Origin of the sequence: Streptomyces sp. NPDC018029 (assembly GCF_044327655.1) — a bacterium.
Classification (GTDB): Bacteria; Actinomycetota; Actinomycetes; order Streptomycetales; family Streptomycetaceae; genus Streptomyces.
In genome coordinates this window covers 78,104-94,326 of record NZ_JBIRFV010000005.1, presented here as the reverse complement: position 1 = coordinate 94,326, position 16,223 = coordinate 78,104, and the positions used below count along the sequence as shown (strand labels likewise).

12 protein-coding genes and 1 pseudogene are annotated in these 16,223 nt (G+C 71.8%); 7 read left to right on the top strand and 6 right to left on the bottom strand.

The features are described from left to right. Positions 1–91: 91 nt before the first annotated feature. A complete protein-coding gene (locus ACH4D5_RS16700; protein ID WP_398302819.1) occupies positions 92–988 on the top strand; it encodes an aminoglycoside phosphotransferase family protein in 897 nt (298 codons plus the stop codon). Here ACH4D5_RS16700 and ACH4D5_RS16695 read toward each other — a convergent pair. Further along, the gene (locus ACH4D5_RS16695) at positions 978–1,526 is read right to left on the bottom strand and encodes a MarR family winged helix-turn-helix transcriptional regulator (RefSeq protein WP_398302817.1); all 549 of its coding nucleotides are present in this window, start codon (positions 1,524–1,526) and stop codon (positions 978–980) included. The two genes, ACH4D5_RS16700 and ACH4D5_RS16695, sit on opposite strands and share 11 nt — an antisense overlap. Positions 1,527–1,588: 62 nt before the next feature. Here ACH4D5_RS16695 and ACH4D5_RS16690 point away from each other — a divergent pair, with 62 nt between their 5' ends. Next, positions 1,589–1,957 (top strand): VOC family protein, encoded by a 369-nt coding sequence (locus tag ACH4D5_RS16690; RefSeq protein WP_398302815.1) that lies wholly within the window; start codon positions 1,589–1,591, stop codon positions 1,955–1,957. On the opposite strand, the gene rox is transcribed toward ACH4D5_RS16690, so the two are convergent. Beyond that, on the bottom strand, positions 1,930–3,378 hold the full coding sequence (rox, locus tag ACH4D5_RS16685) for a rifampin monooxygenase (RefSeq protein WP_398302813.1): 1,449 nt from the start codon (positions 3,376–3,378) through the stop codon (positions 1,930–1,932). The two genes, ACH4D5_RS16690 and rox, sit on opposite strands and share 28 nt — an antisense overlap. A gap of 265 nt (positions 3,379–3,643) precedes the next feature. On the opposite strand from rox, the gene ACH4D5_RS16680 reads away from it, so the two are divergent. Beyond that, a complete protein-coding gene (locus tag ACH4D5_RS16680; protein WP_398302811.1) occupies positions 3,644–6,238 on the top strand; it encodes an ATP-binding cassette domain-containing protein in 2,595 nt (864 codons plus the stop codon). 106 nt (positions 6,239–6,344) lie between these two features. Further along, a complete protein-coding gene (locus ACH4D5_RS16675; RefSeq protein WP_398302809.1) occupies positions 6,345–7,469 on the top strand; it encodes a MerR family transcriptional regulator in 1,125 nt (374 codons plus the stop codon). 268 nt (positions 7,470–7,737) lie between these two features. On the opposite strand, the pseudogene ACH4D5_RS16670 reads toward ACH4D5_RS16675, so the two are convergent. Continuing rightward, positions 7,738–8,082, bottom strand: a pseudogene (locus ACH4D5_RS16670) (winged helix-turn-helix transcriptional regulator); the annotation flags it as partial. Here ACH4D5_RS16670 and ACH4D5_RS16665 point away from each other — a divergent pair. After that, complete coding sequence (locus ACH4D5_RS16665) at positions 8,072–9,049, top strand: NAD(P)-dependent oxidoreductase (protein WP_398303726.1); 978 nt, start codon at positions 8,072–8,074, stop codon at positions 9,047–9,049. The pseudogene ACH4D5_RS16670 and the gene ACH4D5_RS16665 overlap by 11 nt on opposite strands. On the opposite strand, the gene ACH4D5_RS16660 is transcribed toward ACH4D5_RS16665, so the two are convergent. Further along, a complete protein-coding gene (locus ACH4D5_RS16660; RefSeq protein ID WP_398302807.1) occupies positions 9,036–10,238 on the bottom strand; it encodes an alkene reductase in 1,203 nt (400 codons plus the stop codon). The genes ACH4D5_RS16665 and ACH4D5_RS16660 overlap by 14 nt on opposite strands. 217 nt (positions 10,239–10,455) lie before the next feature. Beyond that, positions 10,456–11,451, bottom strand: a complete 996-nt coding sequence (locus ACH4D5_RS16655) for a helix-turn-helix domain-containing protein (RefSeq protein ID WP_398302805.1) — start codon at positions 11,449–11,451, stop codon at positions 10,456–10,458. 111 nt (positions 11,452–11,562) lie between these two features. Here ACH4D5_RS16655 and ACH4D5_RS16650 point away from each other — a divergent pair, with 111 nt between their 5' ends. Further along, positions 11,563–12,486 (top strand): NAD(P)-dependent oxidoreductase, encoded by a 924-nt coding sequence (locus ACH4D5_RS16650; RefSeq protein WP_398302803.1) that lies wholly within the window; start codon positions 11,563–11,565, stop codon positions 12,484–12,486. Between the two features lie 170 nt (positions 12,487–12,656). Beyond that, complete coding sequence (locus ACH4D5_RS16645; RefSeq protein ID WP_398302801.1) at positions 12,657–14,132, top strand: peptidoglycan D,D-transpeptidase FtsI family protein; 1,476 nt, start codon at positions 12,657–12,659, stop codon at positions 14,130–14,132. A gap of 4 nt (positions 14,133–14,136) precedes the next feature. Here ACH4D5_RS16645 and ACH4D5_RS16640 read toward each other — a convergent pair whose 3' ends face one another. After that, positions 14,137–16,209 (bottom strand): HelD family protein, encoded by a 2,073-nt coding sequence (locus ACH4D5_RS16640; RefSeq protein ID WP_398302799.1) that lies wholly within the window; start codon positions 16,207–16,209, stop codon positions 14,137–14,139. Positions 16,210–16,223: the final 14 nt, after the last annotated feature.

Genomic DNA, 16,223 nt, shown 5'->3' with positions numbered 1-16,223 from the left:
GGCGCTAAATCGGTCGACAGGCAGAGCCGCGGCGCATTGTGATGACCCATACCGTCCGCCGTACGGAGTGGGCCGACCCGCAGGAGCTGTCTTGGCAACCGCGAGAACCGCGGACGTACGACCCGAGATCGATGCCGTGCTCGTCAGGCGCCTGGTCGACAGCCAGTTTCCTCGATGGGCGGAGCTGCCTCTGAAGCTGGTCGACCCGGCCGGGTCCGACCATGTCATCTACCGGCTGGGTGAGGAGCTGGCCGTTCGGCTGCCCCGGCATGCCGGGGCCGTGGGTCAGGCCAGGAAGGAGTTCGAGTGGCTGCCCCGGCTCGCCCCGCACCTCCCGCTGGCCATTCCGGTGCCGGTGGGGGTGGGAGAACCCGACTTCGGCTATCCGTGGCCTTGGGCGGTGTCCCGATGGCTTGAAGGCGACGTGGCGACCGTCGACGCACTGGCCGACTCCACCGGGGCAGCGATCGAGCTGGCGCGCTTTCTGGCTGCTCTGCGGCGGTTCGCGCCCGAGGGCGGGGCCAAAGCCGGGCGCGAGTGTCTCTCCAGTTGGTCGTTGTCCGAACGGGATCGTGCGACGCGGGTCGCCATCGCGGAGGTCGATGGCGTCTTCGATGCCGCGGCGATGGCCGAGTTGTGGGATGCGGCCATGAGCGCCCCTGGATGGGACGGCCCTCCGGTGTGGTTCCACGGCGACTTCCACACGGGCAACCTGCTGACCACACACGGCCGCCTCAGCGCCGTCATCGACTTCGGCGGGCTCGGCATCGGTGACCCTGCCTGCGACCTGATGATCGCCTTCACCCTGATGACGGCCGGGAGCCGGGCCGCCTTCCGTGACGCGCTCGGCGTGGACGACGCCACCTGGCTGCGAGGCCGCGGCTGGGCCCTGGCCACCGGCCTGAACGCCTACACCTCCTACGCCGCCGTAAACCCTCGGGTTGCCGCGCAGACCACCCGGCAGATCACCGAGGCGCTCACCGGCTGACTGGGGCGGCGGTGGCGTCCCCGCCCTTGCCCGTGTCCCCGCCCTTGTCCCTGTCCCCGTCCTTGTCCCTGTCCTCGCCGTCGCCCTCCCGCAGAGAGCGGATCATGCTCTGCAGGATGCGGAACGCGCCCGACCGCTCGGCCTCTGTCATGCCGGTCAGCATTCTGACCTCGACGGACCGGACCGCCGCCGACGCCTTCTCCAGGCTCCGGCGGCCGCGAGGCGTGAGCCGTGCGGGGAGGGCCTTCCCGACGGGGGCCTCCGCGGGTCTGGTCACGTAACCCTCTCGCTCCAGGTTCTGGAGCAGTACGTTCATCGACTGCCGGGTCACGAACGCGCCGCGCGCGAGCTCGGAGTTCGACAAGCCCGGCCGCTGGGCCAGCAGTTCGAGGCAGGAGTAGTGCGTCACGGTCATTCCGAGCGGCCGCAGCACCTCCTCCATGGCCGAGCGGAGGACGCTCGACGCCTCTTTGAGCAGGTAGCCCAGTGACGTCTCCAGGTCGACACCGGCAGCAGTACCGACACCGTCTTGTTTCATGTCAGCATTCTGACATAGGTTGCTCCGTGTCAGAAAGCTGACATGAAAAGAAGGAGCTCGTCATGCCCGTCACCGGTCCCGACTTCATCTCGCTCCAAGCGCGCGACCTCGACGCTTCACAGGCCTTCTACGAGCAGTACCTGGGCCTCGTCCGCTCGCAGGCCGGGCCTCCGCACGCCGTCGTCTTCGAGACGAAGCCGATCGCGTTCGCACTCCGCGAGGTCGTCCCCGGCACCGATCTCGCCTCCGTCGCCCAGCCCGGCATCGGTGCCGCGATCTGGCTGCACGCCACGGGCGTCCAGGCCATCCACGACGCTCTCGTCGCCGACGGCCACACCATCGTCTCCGCGCCGATCGACGGACCCTTCGGCCGGACCTTCACCTTCGCCGACCCCGACGGCTATCAGGTCACGCTCCACGACCGCGCCTGATCACCCGTACCGAACCACCTCCGCACCGCGCCGAGCAGGTCCTGCTGATCGTCGCCCGCCCACGCCACGTGGCCGTCCGGGCGCAGCAGCACCGCCGGGGCGTCCAACTCCTCGCTGACGTCGACGACGTGTTCGATCCGGTCCGTCCACCCCTCCACCGAGAGGCGGCCGGTCTGGTCGAGCAGCAGGCCGCGGCCCTCGTGCATCAGGTCGTAGAGGCGGCCGCGCTTCAGCTCCAGGTCCCGCAGCCGCTTGCCGAGCAGGTCGTGGCCCGCGCCGAAGTCGTACCGGACGCCGATCGCGGTGATCTTCTCGATGAGGTAGCGGTTGACCTCCTCGAAGTCCATCAATTCGGCGAGGAGTCTGCGTACCGACTGCGGGCCCGGCTCCTGGGACATCAGCTCCATCTGCGCGCGCGTGTTGTCCAGTACGGCGGCGGCCACCGGGTGCCGTTCGTCGTAGTAACTGTCCAACAGGCCTTCCGGCGCCCAGCCGTTGATCTCGGCGGCCAGCTTCCAGCCGAGGTTGAACGCGTCCTGGATGCCGAGGTTGAGCCCCTGCCCGCCGGTCGGCGGGTGGATGTGCGCGGCGTCGCCGGCCAGCAGCACCCGGCCGACCCGGTACCGCTCGGCCTGCCGGGTTGCGTCGCCGAAGCGGGACAGCCAGCGCGGCGAGTGCACGCCGAAGTCGGTGCCCGCGAACGCACGCAGCTGCCGCTGGAAGTCCGCGAGGACCGGCGGGGTCGCCCGGTCCTCGGACACGCCGTCGGCGGGCACGATGACGCGGTACACCCCGTCACCGAGCGGCATGGCGCCGAACCGCAGCTGGGTCTTGCGGACTTCGGCGATCTTCTCCGCGAGCTCCTCGGGCGAAACGGCCACCTCCATCTCGCCCAGCAGCGTCTCGGCCCTGCTCGGCTCGCCGGGGAAGCTGACGCCGAGCAGCTTGCGCACCGTGCTGCGGCCGCCGTCGCAGCCGACGGCGTAGCGCGAGCGCAGCCGGGTGCCGTCGGCCAGTTCGACGGTCACCCCGTCGTCGTCCTGGCTCAGCCCGGCCACCTCGCAGCCGCGCCGGACCTCGACGCCGAGCTCGCCGGCGCGCTCGGCGAGCAGGCGCTCGGTGACTTCCTGCGGGATGGCGAGGACGTACGAGTGCGCCGTGTCGAGGCGGTCGGGCCAGGCCTTGCCGAGCCCTGCGAAGAAGCCGCCGACGGTGAACTGCCTGCCGAGCGGCAGGAACCGGTCCAGCAGCCCGCGTTGGGCCATCACCTCGATGCTGCGCACGTGCAGGCCCTGCGCACGGGACTGCTTGGTCGGCTCCGTCTCCTTCTCCAGCACGAGGACGTGTACGCCCTGGAGCCGCAGTTCGGCCGCCAGCATCAAGCCGGTCGGGCCGCCGCCCGCGATGATCACGTCGACCATGTAATCCCCCATGTCAGTCCCCGGTTTGTCGAGCTCGTCGTTGTTACGAGCGGTGATTGTGCAGGACCGACGGGGTCTTGCCGCAAGGCCCCCTGTGCGCTATAAGTTGAGAGTGGCAAGGAGTGCGTAACCCTCCTTGCCTTTTTGTTTTCCCTCTCCTCCCGTCCCGCGTCCCGTCCGAGGTCTCGTCCGAGAAGCGACTGTCAGACCCCCCGGCTAGCGTGAAAACGCACGACGCCGCGTGCCGGACCTCGATGGAGAGACCATGAGCACCAGGAAGACGAGCACCAGGACCGCTGCCGACAGCCACGACCTGATCCGCGTGCACGGCGCCCGGGAGAACAACCTCAAGAACGTCAGCATCGAGATCCCCAAGCGCCGTCTGACGGTGTTCACCGGCGTCTCCGGTTCGGGCAAGAGCTCGCTGGTCTTCGACACGATCGCCGCGGAGTCGCAGCGGCTGATCAACGAGACGTACAGCGCCTTCGTGCAAGGCTTCATGCCGACGCTCGCGCGGCCCGAGGTCGACGTGCTCGACGGTCTCACCACCGCGATCACCGTCGGCCAGCAGCGGATGGGCGGCGACCCCCGCTCCACCGTCGGCACCGCCACCGACGCCAACGCGATGCTGCGCATCCTCTTCAGCCGGCTCGGCGAGCCGCACATCGGCCCGCCCAGCGCGTACTCCTTCAACACCGCGTCGGTCCGGGCGAGCGGCGCGATCACCGTCGAGCGGGGCGACAAGACGAAGGCACAGACCGCGACCTACCACCGCACCGGCGGCATGTGCACGCGCTGCGAGGGCCGCGGCACGGTCTCCGACATCGACCTCACCCAGCTCTACGACGACTCCAAGTCGCTGGCCGAGGGCGCGTTCACCATCCCCGGCTGGAAGTCGGACAGCCAGTGGACCGTGCAGGTCTACGCCCAGTCCGGCTTCGTCGACCCGGACAAGCCGATCCGCGAGTACACGAAGAAGGAGCTGCAGTCCTTCCTGTACGGCGAAGCGGTCAAGGTGAAGGTCAACGGCGTCAACCTCACCTATGAAGGGCTCATCCCCAAGATCCAGAAGTCGTTCCTGTCCAAGGACAAGGAGTCGATGCAGCCGCACATCCGGGCGTTCGTGGAGCGGGCGGTCACCTTCACCACCTGCCCCGAGTGCGACGGCACGCGCCTCAGCGAGGGGGCGCGCTCGTCGAAGATCCGGCGGAAGTCCATCGCCGACGTCTGCGCGATGGAGATCAGGGACCTGGCCGAGTGGGTCCGCGGTCTGGCGGAGTCGTCCTCGGGGCGGGCAGGGGGCGCGTTCGGGAGCGTGGGGCCGCTGCTCACCGCGTTGCAGCAGACCCTCGACTCGTTCGTGGAGATCGGGCTCGGGTATCTGTCCCTCGACCGGCCCGCGGCCACCCTGTCCGGCGGTGAGGCGCAGCGCGTCAAGATGATCCGCCACCTCGGCTCCTCCCTCACCGACGTCACGTACGTCTTCGACGAGCCCACCGTCGGCCTGCACCCCCACGACATCCAGCGGATGAACGGGCTGCTGCTGCGCCTGCGGGACAAGGGCAACACCGTGCTCGTCGTCGAGCACAAGCCCGAGACGATCGCGATCGCCGACCACGTCGTCGACCTCGGCCCCGGCGCGGGCACGGGCGGCGGCACCGTCTGCTTCGAGGGGACCGTCGAGGGACTGCGGGCCTCCGACACCGTCACGGGCCGCCACTTCGACGACCGGTCCGCGGTGAAGGAGACCGTCCGCGAGCCCACCGGGGCGCTGGAGATCCGCGGCGCGAACACGCACAACCTGCGCGATGTCGACGTCGACATCCCGCTCGGGGTGCTCGCCGTCGTCACCGGCGTCGCGGGCTCCGGCAAGAGTTCGCTCGTGCACGGGTCGATCCCGGCCGACGCGGGCGTGGTGTCGGTCGACCAGACCCCGATCCGCGGCTCGCGGCGCAGCAACCCGGCGACGTACACAGGGCTGCTCGACCCGATCCGCAAGGCGTTCGCGAAGGCCAACGGCGTGAAGCCGGCGCTGTTCAGCGCGAACTCCGAGGGCGCCTGCCCGACGTGCAACGGCGCCGGCGTCATCTACACCGACCTGGCGATGATGGCGAGCGTCGCCACCCCGTGCGAGGACTGCGAGGGCAGGCGGTACCAGGCGTCGGTCCTGGAGTACCGGCTCGGCGGCCGTGACATCAGCGAGGTCCTTGCGATGTCGGTGGACGAGGCGGAGGAGTTCTTCGGTCCCGGCACGGGCTCTGGCCCCGGCACGGGCTCTGGCTCCGGCACGGGCTCTGACTCCCGCTCCGGCACTGGTTCTGGTTCTGGATCCGGCAGCGGCTCCGGCTCGGGCCGGGGCACCAGTTCCGGCTCCGCCTCGGGCACCGGCTCCGCCTCGGGCACCGGATCCGACTCGGGCACCGGCTCCGGCTCCGGCGAGGCGCACACCCCCGCCGCCCACAAGATCCTGCGGCGCCTCTCGGACGTCGGGCTCGGCTACCTCAGCCTCGGCCAGCCGCTCACCACACTCTCCGGCGGCGAGCGGCAGCGGCTCAAACTCGCCACGCACATGGGCGACAAGGGCGGCGTCTACATCCTGGACGAGCCGACCACCGGCCTCCACCTCGCCGACGTCGAGCAGCTGCTCGGCCTCCTCGACCGGCTCGTCGACTCGGGCAAGTCGGTCATCGTCGTCGAGCACCACCAGGCGGTCATGGCGCACGCCGACTGGATCATCGACCTCGGGCCGGGCGCGGGCCACGACGGCGGCAAGATCGTCTTCGAGGGCACGCCCGCCGACCTCGTCGCCTCCCGCGCCACCCTCACGGGCGAGCACCTCGCGGCGTACGTGGGCGGCTGACCAGGCGCGTCAGGCCGGCGACGGAGCGGCGGTTGACCTTCACCTTGGGGGAAGCCGCAGCATCGGTGGGGCCGGGCGAAGTGCCCGGCCGAGGAAGGGGGCGGGCATGGGGATGCTGACCATCGGGGCGTTCGCGAAGGCGTCCCGGCTGTCACCGAAGGCGCTGCGCCTCTACGACGAGCTCGGTCTGCTGCCCCCGGCCCGCGTCGACCCGGTGACCGGCTACCGCCTGTACGCCCCGGACCAGTTGGACCGGGCGCGGCTCGTCGCCTGGCTCCGCCGTCTGGGCATGCCGCTCGCCCGCATCCAGCACGTGTGTGCGCTGGACGCGGGGGCGGCGGCCCGGGAGGTGCGGGCGTACTGGGCGCGGGTCGAGGCCGAGACCGCCGCCCGGCGGGACCTGGCCGCCTTCCTCGTCGACCACCTGTCCTGGAAGGACTCCGCCTTGTCCGACGCCACGTCCCCCACGCCGTCCCCGACGCCGTCCCTCACTCCGTCCCCCACCGCCGAGCCCGCCACCTTGGGCATTCGCTACGCCGCGCTGTCCGACACCGGCCTCGTCCGGAAGAGCAACCAGGACACGGCGTACGCCGGTTCCCGGCTCCTCGCGGTCGCCGACGGGTTCGGCCGCGGCGGCGCGCCCGCGAGCGCCGCGGCCGTCGACACGCTCAAGCGCCTGGAGACCGAGACCATCCCCGCGGGCAGCCTCCTCAACGTCCTGGAGGACGCGGTCGAGGAGGCCCGGCGAGCCGTGGCAGGTGTCACGGGACCACCGCAGGAGGACGGTACGACGCTGACCGCGCTGCTCTGGACCGGTTCGCACCTCGCCCTCGTCCACATCGGCGACTCCCGGGCCTGCCTCCTGCGCGACGGCGAATTCTTCCGGATCACCCACGACCACACGGTGGTGCAGTCGCTGCTCGACGAAGGCCGCATCACGCCCGAGGAAGCGGACTCCCACCCCCAGCGCTCGCTGCTGATCCGGGCCCTCACACCGGGCTCCGACGCCGCACCCGACCTGCGCCTGCACGAGGCCCGGGCCGGTGACCGGTATCTGCTCTGCTCCGACGGCCTGTCCACCGTCGTCCCGGACGAGGAGATACGGCGGGTGGTCACGACGGTCGGCGACCCCGAGCAGGCCGTGCGGGACCTCGTCGAGCTGGCCAACAGCAGGGGCGGCCCCGACAACGTCAGCTGCGTGATCGCCGACGTGGTGGAGCTCCAGCACTGACCCCGACGCCACACCACCTCGATGGCCTTACCCGATGGCCACTTTTAAGTGGGTACTTGGCGGAGGCCGGCTCAGCGGCGAACCTGGAGGGGCAGCGGAGCGCACGAGCCGGGCGACGAGGAGGAGGGGGTGAGGTGATCGCGCGTCACGATGCTTGCTGTGCCAGGGCTTCCGGCCGGGCCTCGGCCTTCTCGGCGGCCCCGGCAGCTTCGGCGGCCCCGGCAGCCTCGGCAGCTTCGGCGGCCTTGGCGACCTCGGCGGCTTCGGCGGCTTCGGCGGCTTCGGCCAGCCTGTCCAGCCGCCGGTGGCCCCAGTCCGACAGCGGGGCCAGCGCCTCGCACAGGTCCCGGCCGAACTCCGTGAGGGAGTAGACGGTCTTCAACGGCCGTACGTCGTACACCTCCCGGTGCACGAGACCATCCGCCTCCATCTCGCGCAGCGCCTGCGTCAGCACCTTCTCCGTGAGCCCCGGCAGCAGCCGGAGGATCTCGCCGGGGCGGTGCGGCCCGCTTTCGAGGGGCCAGAGCAGCGCCGTCTTCCACTTGCCGTCGATCACCGCGATCGCGGCGGTCACACCGCACACGTTCGGGTCCTGAGCCCGGCTGCGCGTCACATCAATCCCCTTCGAACGCCGTCATGCGCTTCCGCATGCCTTCACGCACTTCCACGCATATTCACACAGGAGTTGGATCATGTCTCCGCACAGCGAACAGTCCGCCGTCACCGTAATCGGCCTGGGCCCGATGGGCCGCGCTCTGGCCGCCGCGTTCCTGGCCGCCGGGGTGCGCACCACCGTGTGGAACCGGACATCCGGCCGGGACGGCGAGCTGGTCGAGCAGGGCGCGGTGAGCGCCGCCACGGCCGAGGAGGCGGTGGCCGCGAGTCCGTTGACCGTCGTCTGCGTCGTCAACTACGACGCGTCGGACGCCGTCCTGCGCCGCGACACCGTCACCGCCGCGCTCCGGGGACGTACGGTCGTGAATCTCAGTGCCGACACCCCCGGCCGGTCGAGAGACACCGCGAACTGGGCCGCCGCGCACGGCGTCAGGTACCTGGACGGCGCGATCATGACGCCGACCCCGACCATCGGCACGCCGCACGGGGTCTTCCTCCACAGCGGCGACGCCGCGCTCTACGAGGAGCACCGCCCCGTCCTGGAAAAGCTGGGCGGCACCCACACCCACCTCGGTGAGGACATCGGGCGGGCAGCGGCGTACGACATCGCGCTGCTCGACTTCTTCTGGACCTCGATGACCGGCCTCATGCACGGTCTCGCGGTGGCGAAGGCGGAGGGGGTCACCGCGCAGGAGCTGGCGCCGTTCGCGAAGGGCATCAGCGCGATCCTGCCCGCGATCATCGACGGGACCGCGGTGGACGTCGACAAGGGCAGCTACCCCGGCGACGGCAACCCGATCACGTCCGCCGCCTCCACCATGGCCCACGTGGTCCACGCCTCCGAAGCCCACGGCATCGACGCGGGCGTCATGCGCGCCGCCGAGGGCCTGGTGCGGCGCGTCATCGACGAGGGCCACGGCACGGACGGAGCGGCCAGACTCGTGGAGCTGCTCAGTCGCCGGTGAGCCCGCCGCCGCTGAGCCCGCCGCCAGTGAGCTCGCCGCCACTGAGCCCGCCCCCGGCCCGGCCGAGCGTCGGATAGTCCGTGTAGCCCGCCGCCCCGCCGACGTACATCAGCCCCTTGTCCCGCAAGGGGTTGAGCGGCGCGCCCACCCGCATCCGCTCGACGAGGTCGGGGTTGGCGAGGAACGCCCTGCCCAGTGACACCAGGTCCGCCCCGGCCGCCAGCAGCCGCTCGCCGGCGAGCCTGCCGCCGTCGGCGGGCAGCGGTCCGCCCCAGCCGAGGACCGGGTTGGCGATGAGCGTGCCCGGCCAGCTCGCGCGGATCCGCCGGAAGAGGGCGCTGTCGGGGTCGGCGAAGACGACGTGCAGGTAGGCGAGGTCGCCGAGGTCCTTGAGGGCATCGACGAGCGCCGGATAGATGTCCTCGGTGTCGCCCTCCTCGATGCCGTTGACGGTGATGCCGGGTGCGATGCGGACGCCGACCCGCTCGGCGCCGATCGCGTCGGCGACGGCGCGGACGACCTCGACCACGAAGCGGATGCGGTGGGCGACCGGGCCGCCGTACGCGTCGGTGCGATGGTTGGTGTTGCGGGCGAGGAACTGCTGGAGGAGGTAGCCGTTCGCGGCGTGCACCTCGACACCGGCGAAGCCCGCGTCGACGGCGCGGCGGGCGGCGGCCGCGAAGTCCGCGACGGTGTCACGGATGTCCTCTTCCGTCATCTCCCTCGGTACGACGGCGGGTTGGTGCCCGGAGGGCGTGTGGACGGTGTCCGGGAGCGGGACCGGCGAGGGCGCGACGGGCGTGAGCCCGCTGTTGTCGGGGTGCCCGACGCGACCGCCGTGCTGGATCTGCAGGAACATCCGGCCCCCCGCGTCACGCACCGCGTCGGTGACGCGCCGCCACCCGGCGACGTGCGCGTCGTCGTGGATCGCCGTGGTGTTGGCGTACGTCTGCCCGACCGCGTTGGGCGTGGCCGCCTCGGCGACGATCAGCCCCGCCGAGGCTCTCTGGGCGTAGTACGTGGCCATCACCGGCAGCGGGACACCGTCGGCGGAGGCACGGTTGCGGGTCATGGGCGCCATGACGAGCCGGTTGGGGAGGCGCAGGGCGCCGAGCCGGGCGGGCCGCAGGAGCGGGGAGCCGACGGCGGTGTGGCCGGACGCGGCGGGGGTTTCGGTGGTGATGGTCATGGGGTGCTCCCTGTCCCGTGGACTCGTACTCGGACTTGGACCCGGACTCGCCGGGCCGTTCCGTCGGCTGCTGACAGGGACGACTGTGCTCCGGAGCGCTTCGGGGATCCTGATGGTCGGCTGACGGGGCGTGGACGGCCCGCTGGCGGCCGTTGACGGGGGTCAGGTGCGGGCAGCCGCGTAGTGCGACGCGGTCAGTCAGCTGGGCGGTGCGCGGTCAAGCCGCCGGGCGGCCGCTGAAGAAGGACCGGCGGTAGTCGCCCGGCGACACCCCGACCTGCTTGAGGAAGTGGTGCCGCAGGTTGTTCGCCGTGCCGAGGCCGCTCAGTTCGGCCACCTTCTCCACCGGCAGGCCCGTCGACTCCAGGAGGCTCTGGGCCCGGGCGAGGCGTTGGTTGAGGAGCCACTGGAGGGGTGTCGTGCCGGTGGCCGCCTGGAGGCGGCGGTAGAGGGTGCGCGGGCTCATCGCCGCCCGGCGTGCCAGGTCGTCGACGGTGAGCGGCCGGTCCAGGTGCGCGCGGGCCCATTCCAGTACGGGACCGAGGCCCGCGTCGTCCGTCTCCGGCACGGACAGGTCGACGAACTGGGCCTGGCCGCCCGGCCGGTGGGCGGGCACGACCATGCGGCGCGCGAGCTGGTTGGCGACGTGGGCGCCGAGGTCGCGGCGGACCAGGTGGAGGCAGAGGTCGAGGCCCGCGGTCAGGCCCGCGCTGGTCAAGACGTCACCGTCGTCCACGTAGAGGACGGAGTCGTCGACGGTCACCTTCGGGTGCCGGGCGGCGAGTTGGGCGGTGTGCATCCAGTGGGCGGTGGCCCTGCGGCCGTCGAGGAGACCCGCCTCGGCGAGCGCGAAGGCGCCGGTGCACAGCGAGACCATGCGGGCGCCCGCCTCGTGGGCGGCGCGCAGCGCGTCGGTGAGACCGGCCGGCAGCGGCGCGCCCTCCTCGACGCAGGCGTCCGGCACCGAGGTGACGACGACGGTGTCGGCCCCGGCGAGTCCTTCGAGGCCGTAGGGCGTGCGGAGCGCGATCCCGAAGTCGCCGCCGCTCGGCTCGCGTTCCCCTGTCGCGCACAACCGCAGGTCGTACCAGTGGTCGGACAGGTCGGGCTGTGGCTTGCCGAACACCGTGAGCGGGATGCTCAGTTCGTACAGGTCCCAGGACGGGACCCCGATCTCGTCGGCCACGACCACGGCTACGGAACCAGCGCTCATCCCGTGAGCGTACGAGGGCGGCGGCCGCCCGCGGGCGGCTGGCAGGAATTTGGTGTTCAGCGTCACCACTGTCACTGTCCGGGGCCGCCGACCCCTGCGAGCGTGGTCCCCATGAACGCACAGAACACCCCCTCCCCCGTAACCACTCCCGCCCCCGCAACCGTCATCGGCCTCGGCAACATGGGTTCCGCCCTCGCCGCCGCCCTCCTCGACCGCGGTCACCCCACCACCGTCTGGAACCGCACCCCGGAGAAGGCGAAGGCGCAGGCCGACCGCGGCGCGCACGTCGCCGCGACACCGGCGGAGGCGGTCGCCGCGAGCGGCCTCGTGCTCGCCTGCGTACTCGACTACGACGCGCTGCACACCGTCCTCGACCCGGTCGCCGAGGCGGGCGGCCTGGCCGGGAAGTCCCTGGTCAACCTCACCTCCGGATCGCCGGAGCAGGCCGAGGAGATGGCCGCCTGGGCGGCCGCGCACGGCGCGGGCTACCTCGACGGCGGCATCATGACGACCCCGCCGGGCGTCGGCAGCCCCGAGATGATGTTCCTCTACAGCGGCTCGGAGGCCGTCCTCGAAACCCACCGCCCGGCCCTCGCCGCGCTCGGCGACCCGCTCTACCTGGGCGCGCGGCCCGGCCTCGCCTCGCTGTACGACTCCGCGCTGCTCGGCCTGATGTGGGCGACGTTCGCCGGCTGGCTGCACGGCACCGCCGTGGTGACCGCCGACGGGCCACCGGCCACCGACTTCACCCGGGTCGCCCTGCGCTGGCTGACCGGCGCCGTCTCCGGCTTCATGACGACGTACGCGCCCCAGGTGGACGCCGGGCGCTATCCGGGCGACGACGCCACCGTCGACGTACAGATCACGGCGATCGACCATCTCGTCCACGCCGCGCGGGCCCGGGGCGTCGACACCTCGCTGCCCGAGCTCCTGAGGGCGACGATGGAGCGCGCCGCGGCCGCGGGCCACGGTCAGGACAGCTTCGCGAGCGTCATCGAGGTGCTGCGGGCCCCCGGCGCCCCCGCGACGCCGTAGCCACCGTCACCCGGATTCCCCTCCCCCGCCACGCCGTAGCCACCGTCACCCGGATTCCCCTCCCCCGCCACGCCGTAGCCACCGTTCCCCGGATTCCTCTCCCGGGCCGGGGCGCGAGCCGTCACCATGGACCGGAGGAGTTCGGTCACCGGCACCGGGGGGAGCCACCCATGAACCGTCCGCTGCGGCACATAGCCGTCTTCTGCGGGATTCTCACGCTGGCGCTGCTGCTGCGGGCGACCTGGGTGCAGTTCGCGGAGAACGACGAGCTGGCCAACCACGACAAGAACCGCCGCGTGCAGATCGAGGCGTTCTCCCACCCCCGCGGCGACATCATCGTCGGCGGCAAGTCCATCACCGGTTCCAAGAAGACGTCGGGCACCGACTTCGCGTACAAGCGGACCTTCAAGGAGGGTCCGATGTACGCGCCGGTGACGGGCTACTTCTCGCAGGCGCAGGGCGGCACCTTCCTGGAGGGCGTCCACAACGGCATCCTCAGCGGCAACGACGACCGGCTCTTCATCAAGCGCACCCTCGACATGCTGACCGGCAAGAAGCAGCAGGGCGGCGACGTCGTCACGACCATCGACCCCGAGGCGCAGAGGGCCGCCTACGAAGGTCTGGTGAGCCTGAACGCGAAGGGGGCGGTGGTCGCCCTCGACCCCCGCACCGGCAAGGTGCTCGCGATGGCGAGCACCCCGTCGTACGACCCGTCGGTGTTCGCGGGCATCTCCGCCGAGGAGGGCAAGAAGTTCAAGGAGCTGGAGAAGCGCCCGGACAAGCCGCTGAGCAACCGCGCGCTGCGCGAGATCTACCCGCCGGGCTCCACCTTCAAGATCCTCACCGCGGCCGCCGCCCTCGAACACGGCGTGGTGACGGACATCGACGAGCCGACCGACGCCGAGACCCCGTACAAACTCCCCCTCAGCTCCACCCGCATCGGCAACGACGTGCCCGACGCCAACTGCGACAAGGTGTCGATGAAGACCGGCATGCAGTGGTCCTGCAACAACGTGTTCCTCGACATCGCGCTCAAGGTCGGCAAGGACAGGATGCGGGAGACGGCGGAGCAGTTCGGGTTCAACGAAGAGCAGTTCATTCCCGTGCGCGCGGTGGCCAGCAGCCATCCGGAGAAGCTCGACAAGCCGCAGACCGCGCTGACCGGGATGGGGCAGGGCAGCCTGACCAGCACCCCGCTGCAGATGGCGATGGTCACGGCGGGCCTCGCCAACGACGGCGAGGTCATGAAGCCCTACCTCGTCGAGGAGTTGCGCGGCCCCGACCTGTCGACGATCGAGAAGGCGTCGCCCGACCCGCTGAACCAGGCGGTCTCCGAGGAGACCGCGAAGACGGTGCAGGAGATGATGGAGAACACCGTCGAGAACGGCACCGCGAACAAGGCGCGGATCGACGGCGTCACGGTCGGCGGCAAGACCGGCACGGCCCAGCACGGCGCGGACGTCAACGACGAGCGCCCGTACGCGTGGTTCGTCTCCTACGCCAAGAACAGCGAGGGCGAGTCCCCCGTCGCCGTCGCCGTGTTCGTCGACCCGTCCAACATGGACATCCCGCGCTCGGAGATCGCGGGCGGCAAGCTGGGGGCGCCGATCGCGAAGGCGGTCATGGAGGCGGTCCTCGACCGCTGACCGCTCATCCTTTCGTGGGCTGTGCCTCCCAGGACTGCCAGGGCAGCGGCCTGCTGTGCAGGACGTCGAGGCGGGAGACCGCGCGGGTCAGGACGACGTACAGCCGGTGCAGGCCGCGCGGTTCGGCCTCCGCGATGTCCGCGGGCTCGACGGCGACGACGTGGTCGTACTCCAGTCCCTTGGCGACCGATGCGGGCAGCACGGTCACCCGCGCGCCCAGCTCGTCGGGGCCCGCGCTGCCGATCCCCGCGGCGCCCAGGGCGGCACGCACCCGCTCGACGCGCCGGTCGGCGGCGATGACGCCGATGGACCCCTCCCGCCCGAGCGCGTCCCGCACCGCGTCGACGACGCCGGCCTCCACCTCCGCCGCCGTCGGCACCTCCCGCACCCGCAGCTCCCCGTCGGCGCGCAGCGACCGGGCGGGCGGTACGTCCACGTCGAGCAGCCCGAGCAGCTCGTTGGCGAGTCCGACGACGGCGCGCGGCACCCGGAATCCGGTGGTCAGCGGCGTCACCGCGGCGTCCGGCTTGCCCAGGTGGGCGAGGAGTTCGGGCCAGCCGCGGGCCGCCCACGGTGCGGTGGCCTGCGCGAGGTCGCCGAGGACGGTCAGCGAGCCGAAGCCGGCGCGGCGCGCTATGGCCCGGCACTCCATGGGCGACAGGTCCTGCGCCTCGTCGACGACGATGTGCCCGTACCCCGCGGGCCGTTCGAGCAGCCCCTCGATCTCATCCAGCAGGATCAGATCGGCCGCGCTCCATTTCGCGGACTTGTACGAGCGCGGGGGCCGGGCCCACAGGATCGCCCGCTGCTCCGCTGCGTCGAGGACGCCGTCGGCCGCGGCGGCGAGCGCGTCCGCGTCGCCGAGGAGGCCGGCGAGCACCTCGTCGGCCCGCGCCCTCGGCCAGGCGCCGTCCACGAAGGCGCTGACGGGCCGGGACCGGCCGATCCGCTGCACCCAGGTGTTGTTCCGCGGTCCTGCCCGGCGCTCGGCCTGCTCCTGAACGGCCCGGACGACCCGGCTCCGCACGCGCTCGCGCCCGACCGCGTACGGCGGCTCCTCGCCCCGCACGTCCTCGATGATCCGTTCCAACTCGCCGAGCGGGACTCGCCAGCGGTACGAGCCGTCCGGCACCGCCAGGGGCTCCGCGGGCGGCGCGACGCGGGAGTACAGCGCGCGGCGCAGCACCTCGGCCATCCGGGCGTCGTGCTTCACGAGGGTGGCGGCCGGGTCGTCGTGGGCGCGCACGGGGTGGCGCGCGACCTCGTCCTGGACGGTGGACTGCCGTACGCCGGCCTCGCCGAGGGAGGGCAGCACCTCGGCGATGTAGCGCAGGAAGGTTCGGTTGGGCCCGAGGATGAGGAGACCGGAGCGCTGGACGCGCTGGGGGTGGGTGTAGAGCAGGTAGGCGGCGCGGTGCAGTCCGACGGCGGTCTTTCCCGTGCCGGGGGCTCCCTGCACGCAGACGGATGCGGCGAGGTCACCGCGTACGAGGTCGTCCTGTTCGGGCTGGATGGTGGCGGCGATGTCGCGCATGGGTCCGACGCGGGGCCGCTCGATCTCCCCGGCGAGAATGCGGCTGCCTTCCCTGCTCCCGCTCTCCCCCTCCCCCAGGTGCTCGTCCTCCATGCCGGTGAGGTCGGCGGAGTCGCCCTTGCTGCCGGGGGCCCAGCCGAACCGGCGGCGGACGGCGACGCCCTGCGGATCCTGCACCCCGGCTTGGTAGAAGGCGCGGGAGACCGGGGCGCGCCAGTCGACGACGAGGGGCGGGGCGGAGGGGTGCTCGGTGATGCGGAGCCGCCCGATGTGGTAGCTCTGCCCGCGGTGCTCACCGGCGTCGGCGTCCGTGCCGAAGTCGAGGCGCCCGAAGAACAGCGGCGCTTCGGGGAGCTCCCGCATGGCTTTGGCGTGGCTGCGGAACTGGTAGCCGAGCACTTCGGCGTCGGCCCCGGACGCGGAGACGTCCGCTCCTCCGGTCACTTGTTCCTCGGCGCCTTCGACCATGCCGGCGAGGGCGGCGCGGCAGGCGTCGTGGTAGCTGCGTTCCTGTGCGAGGGCATCGGGTGGTGTGAACGTCATGCCCACCAGAGTAA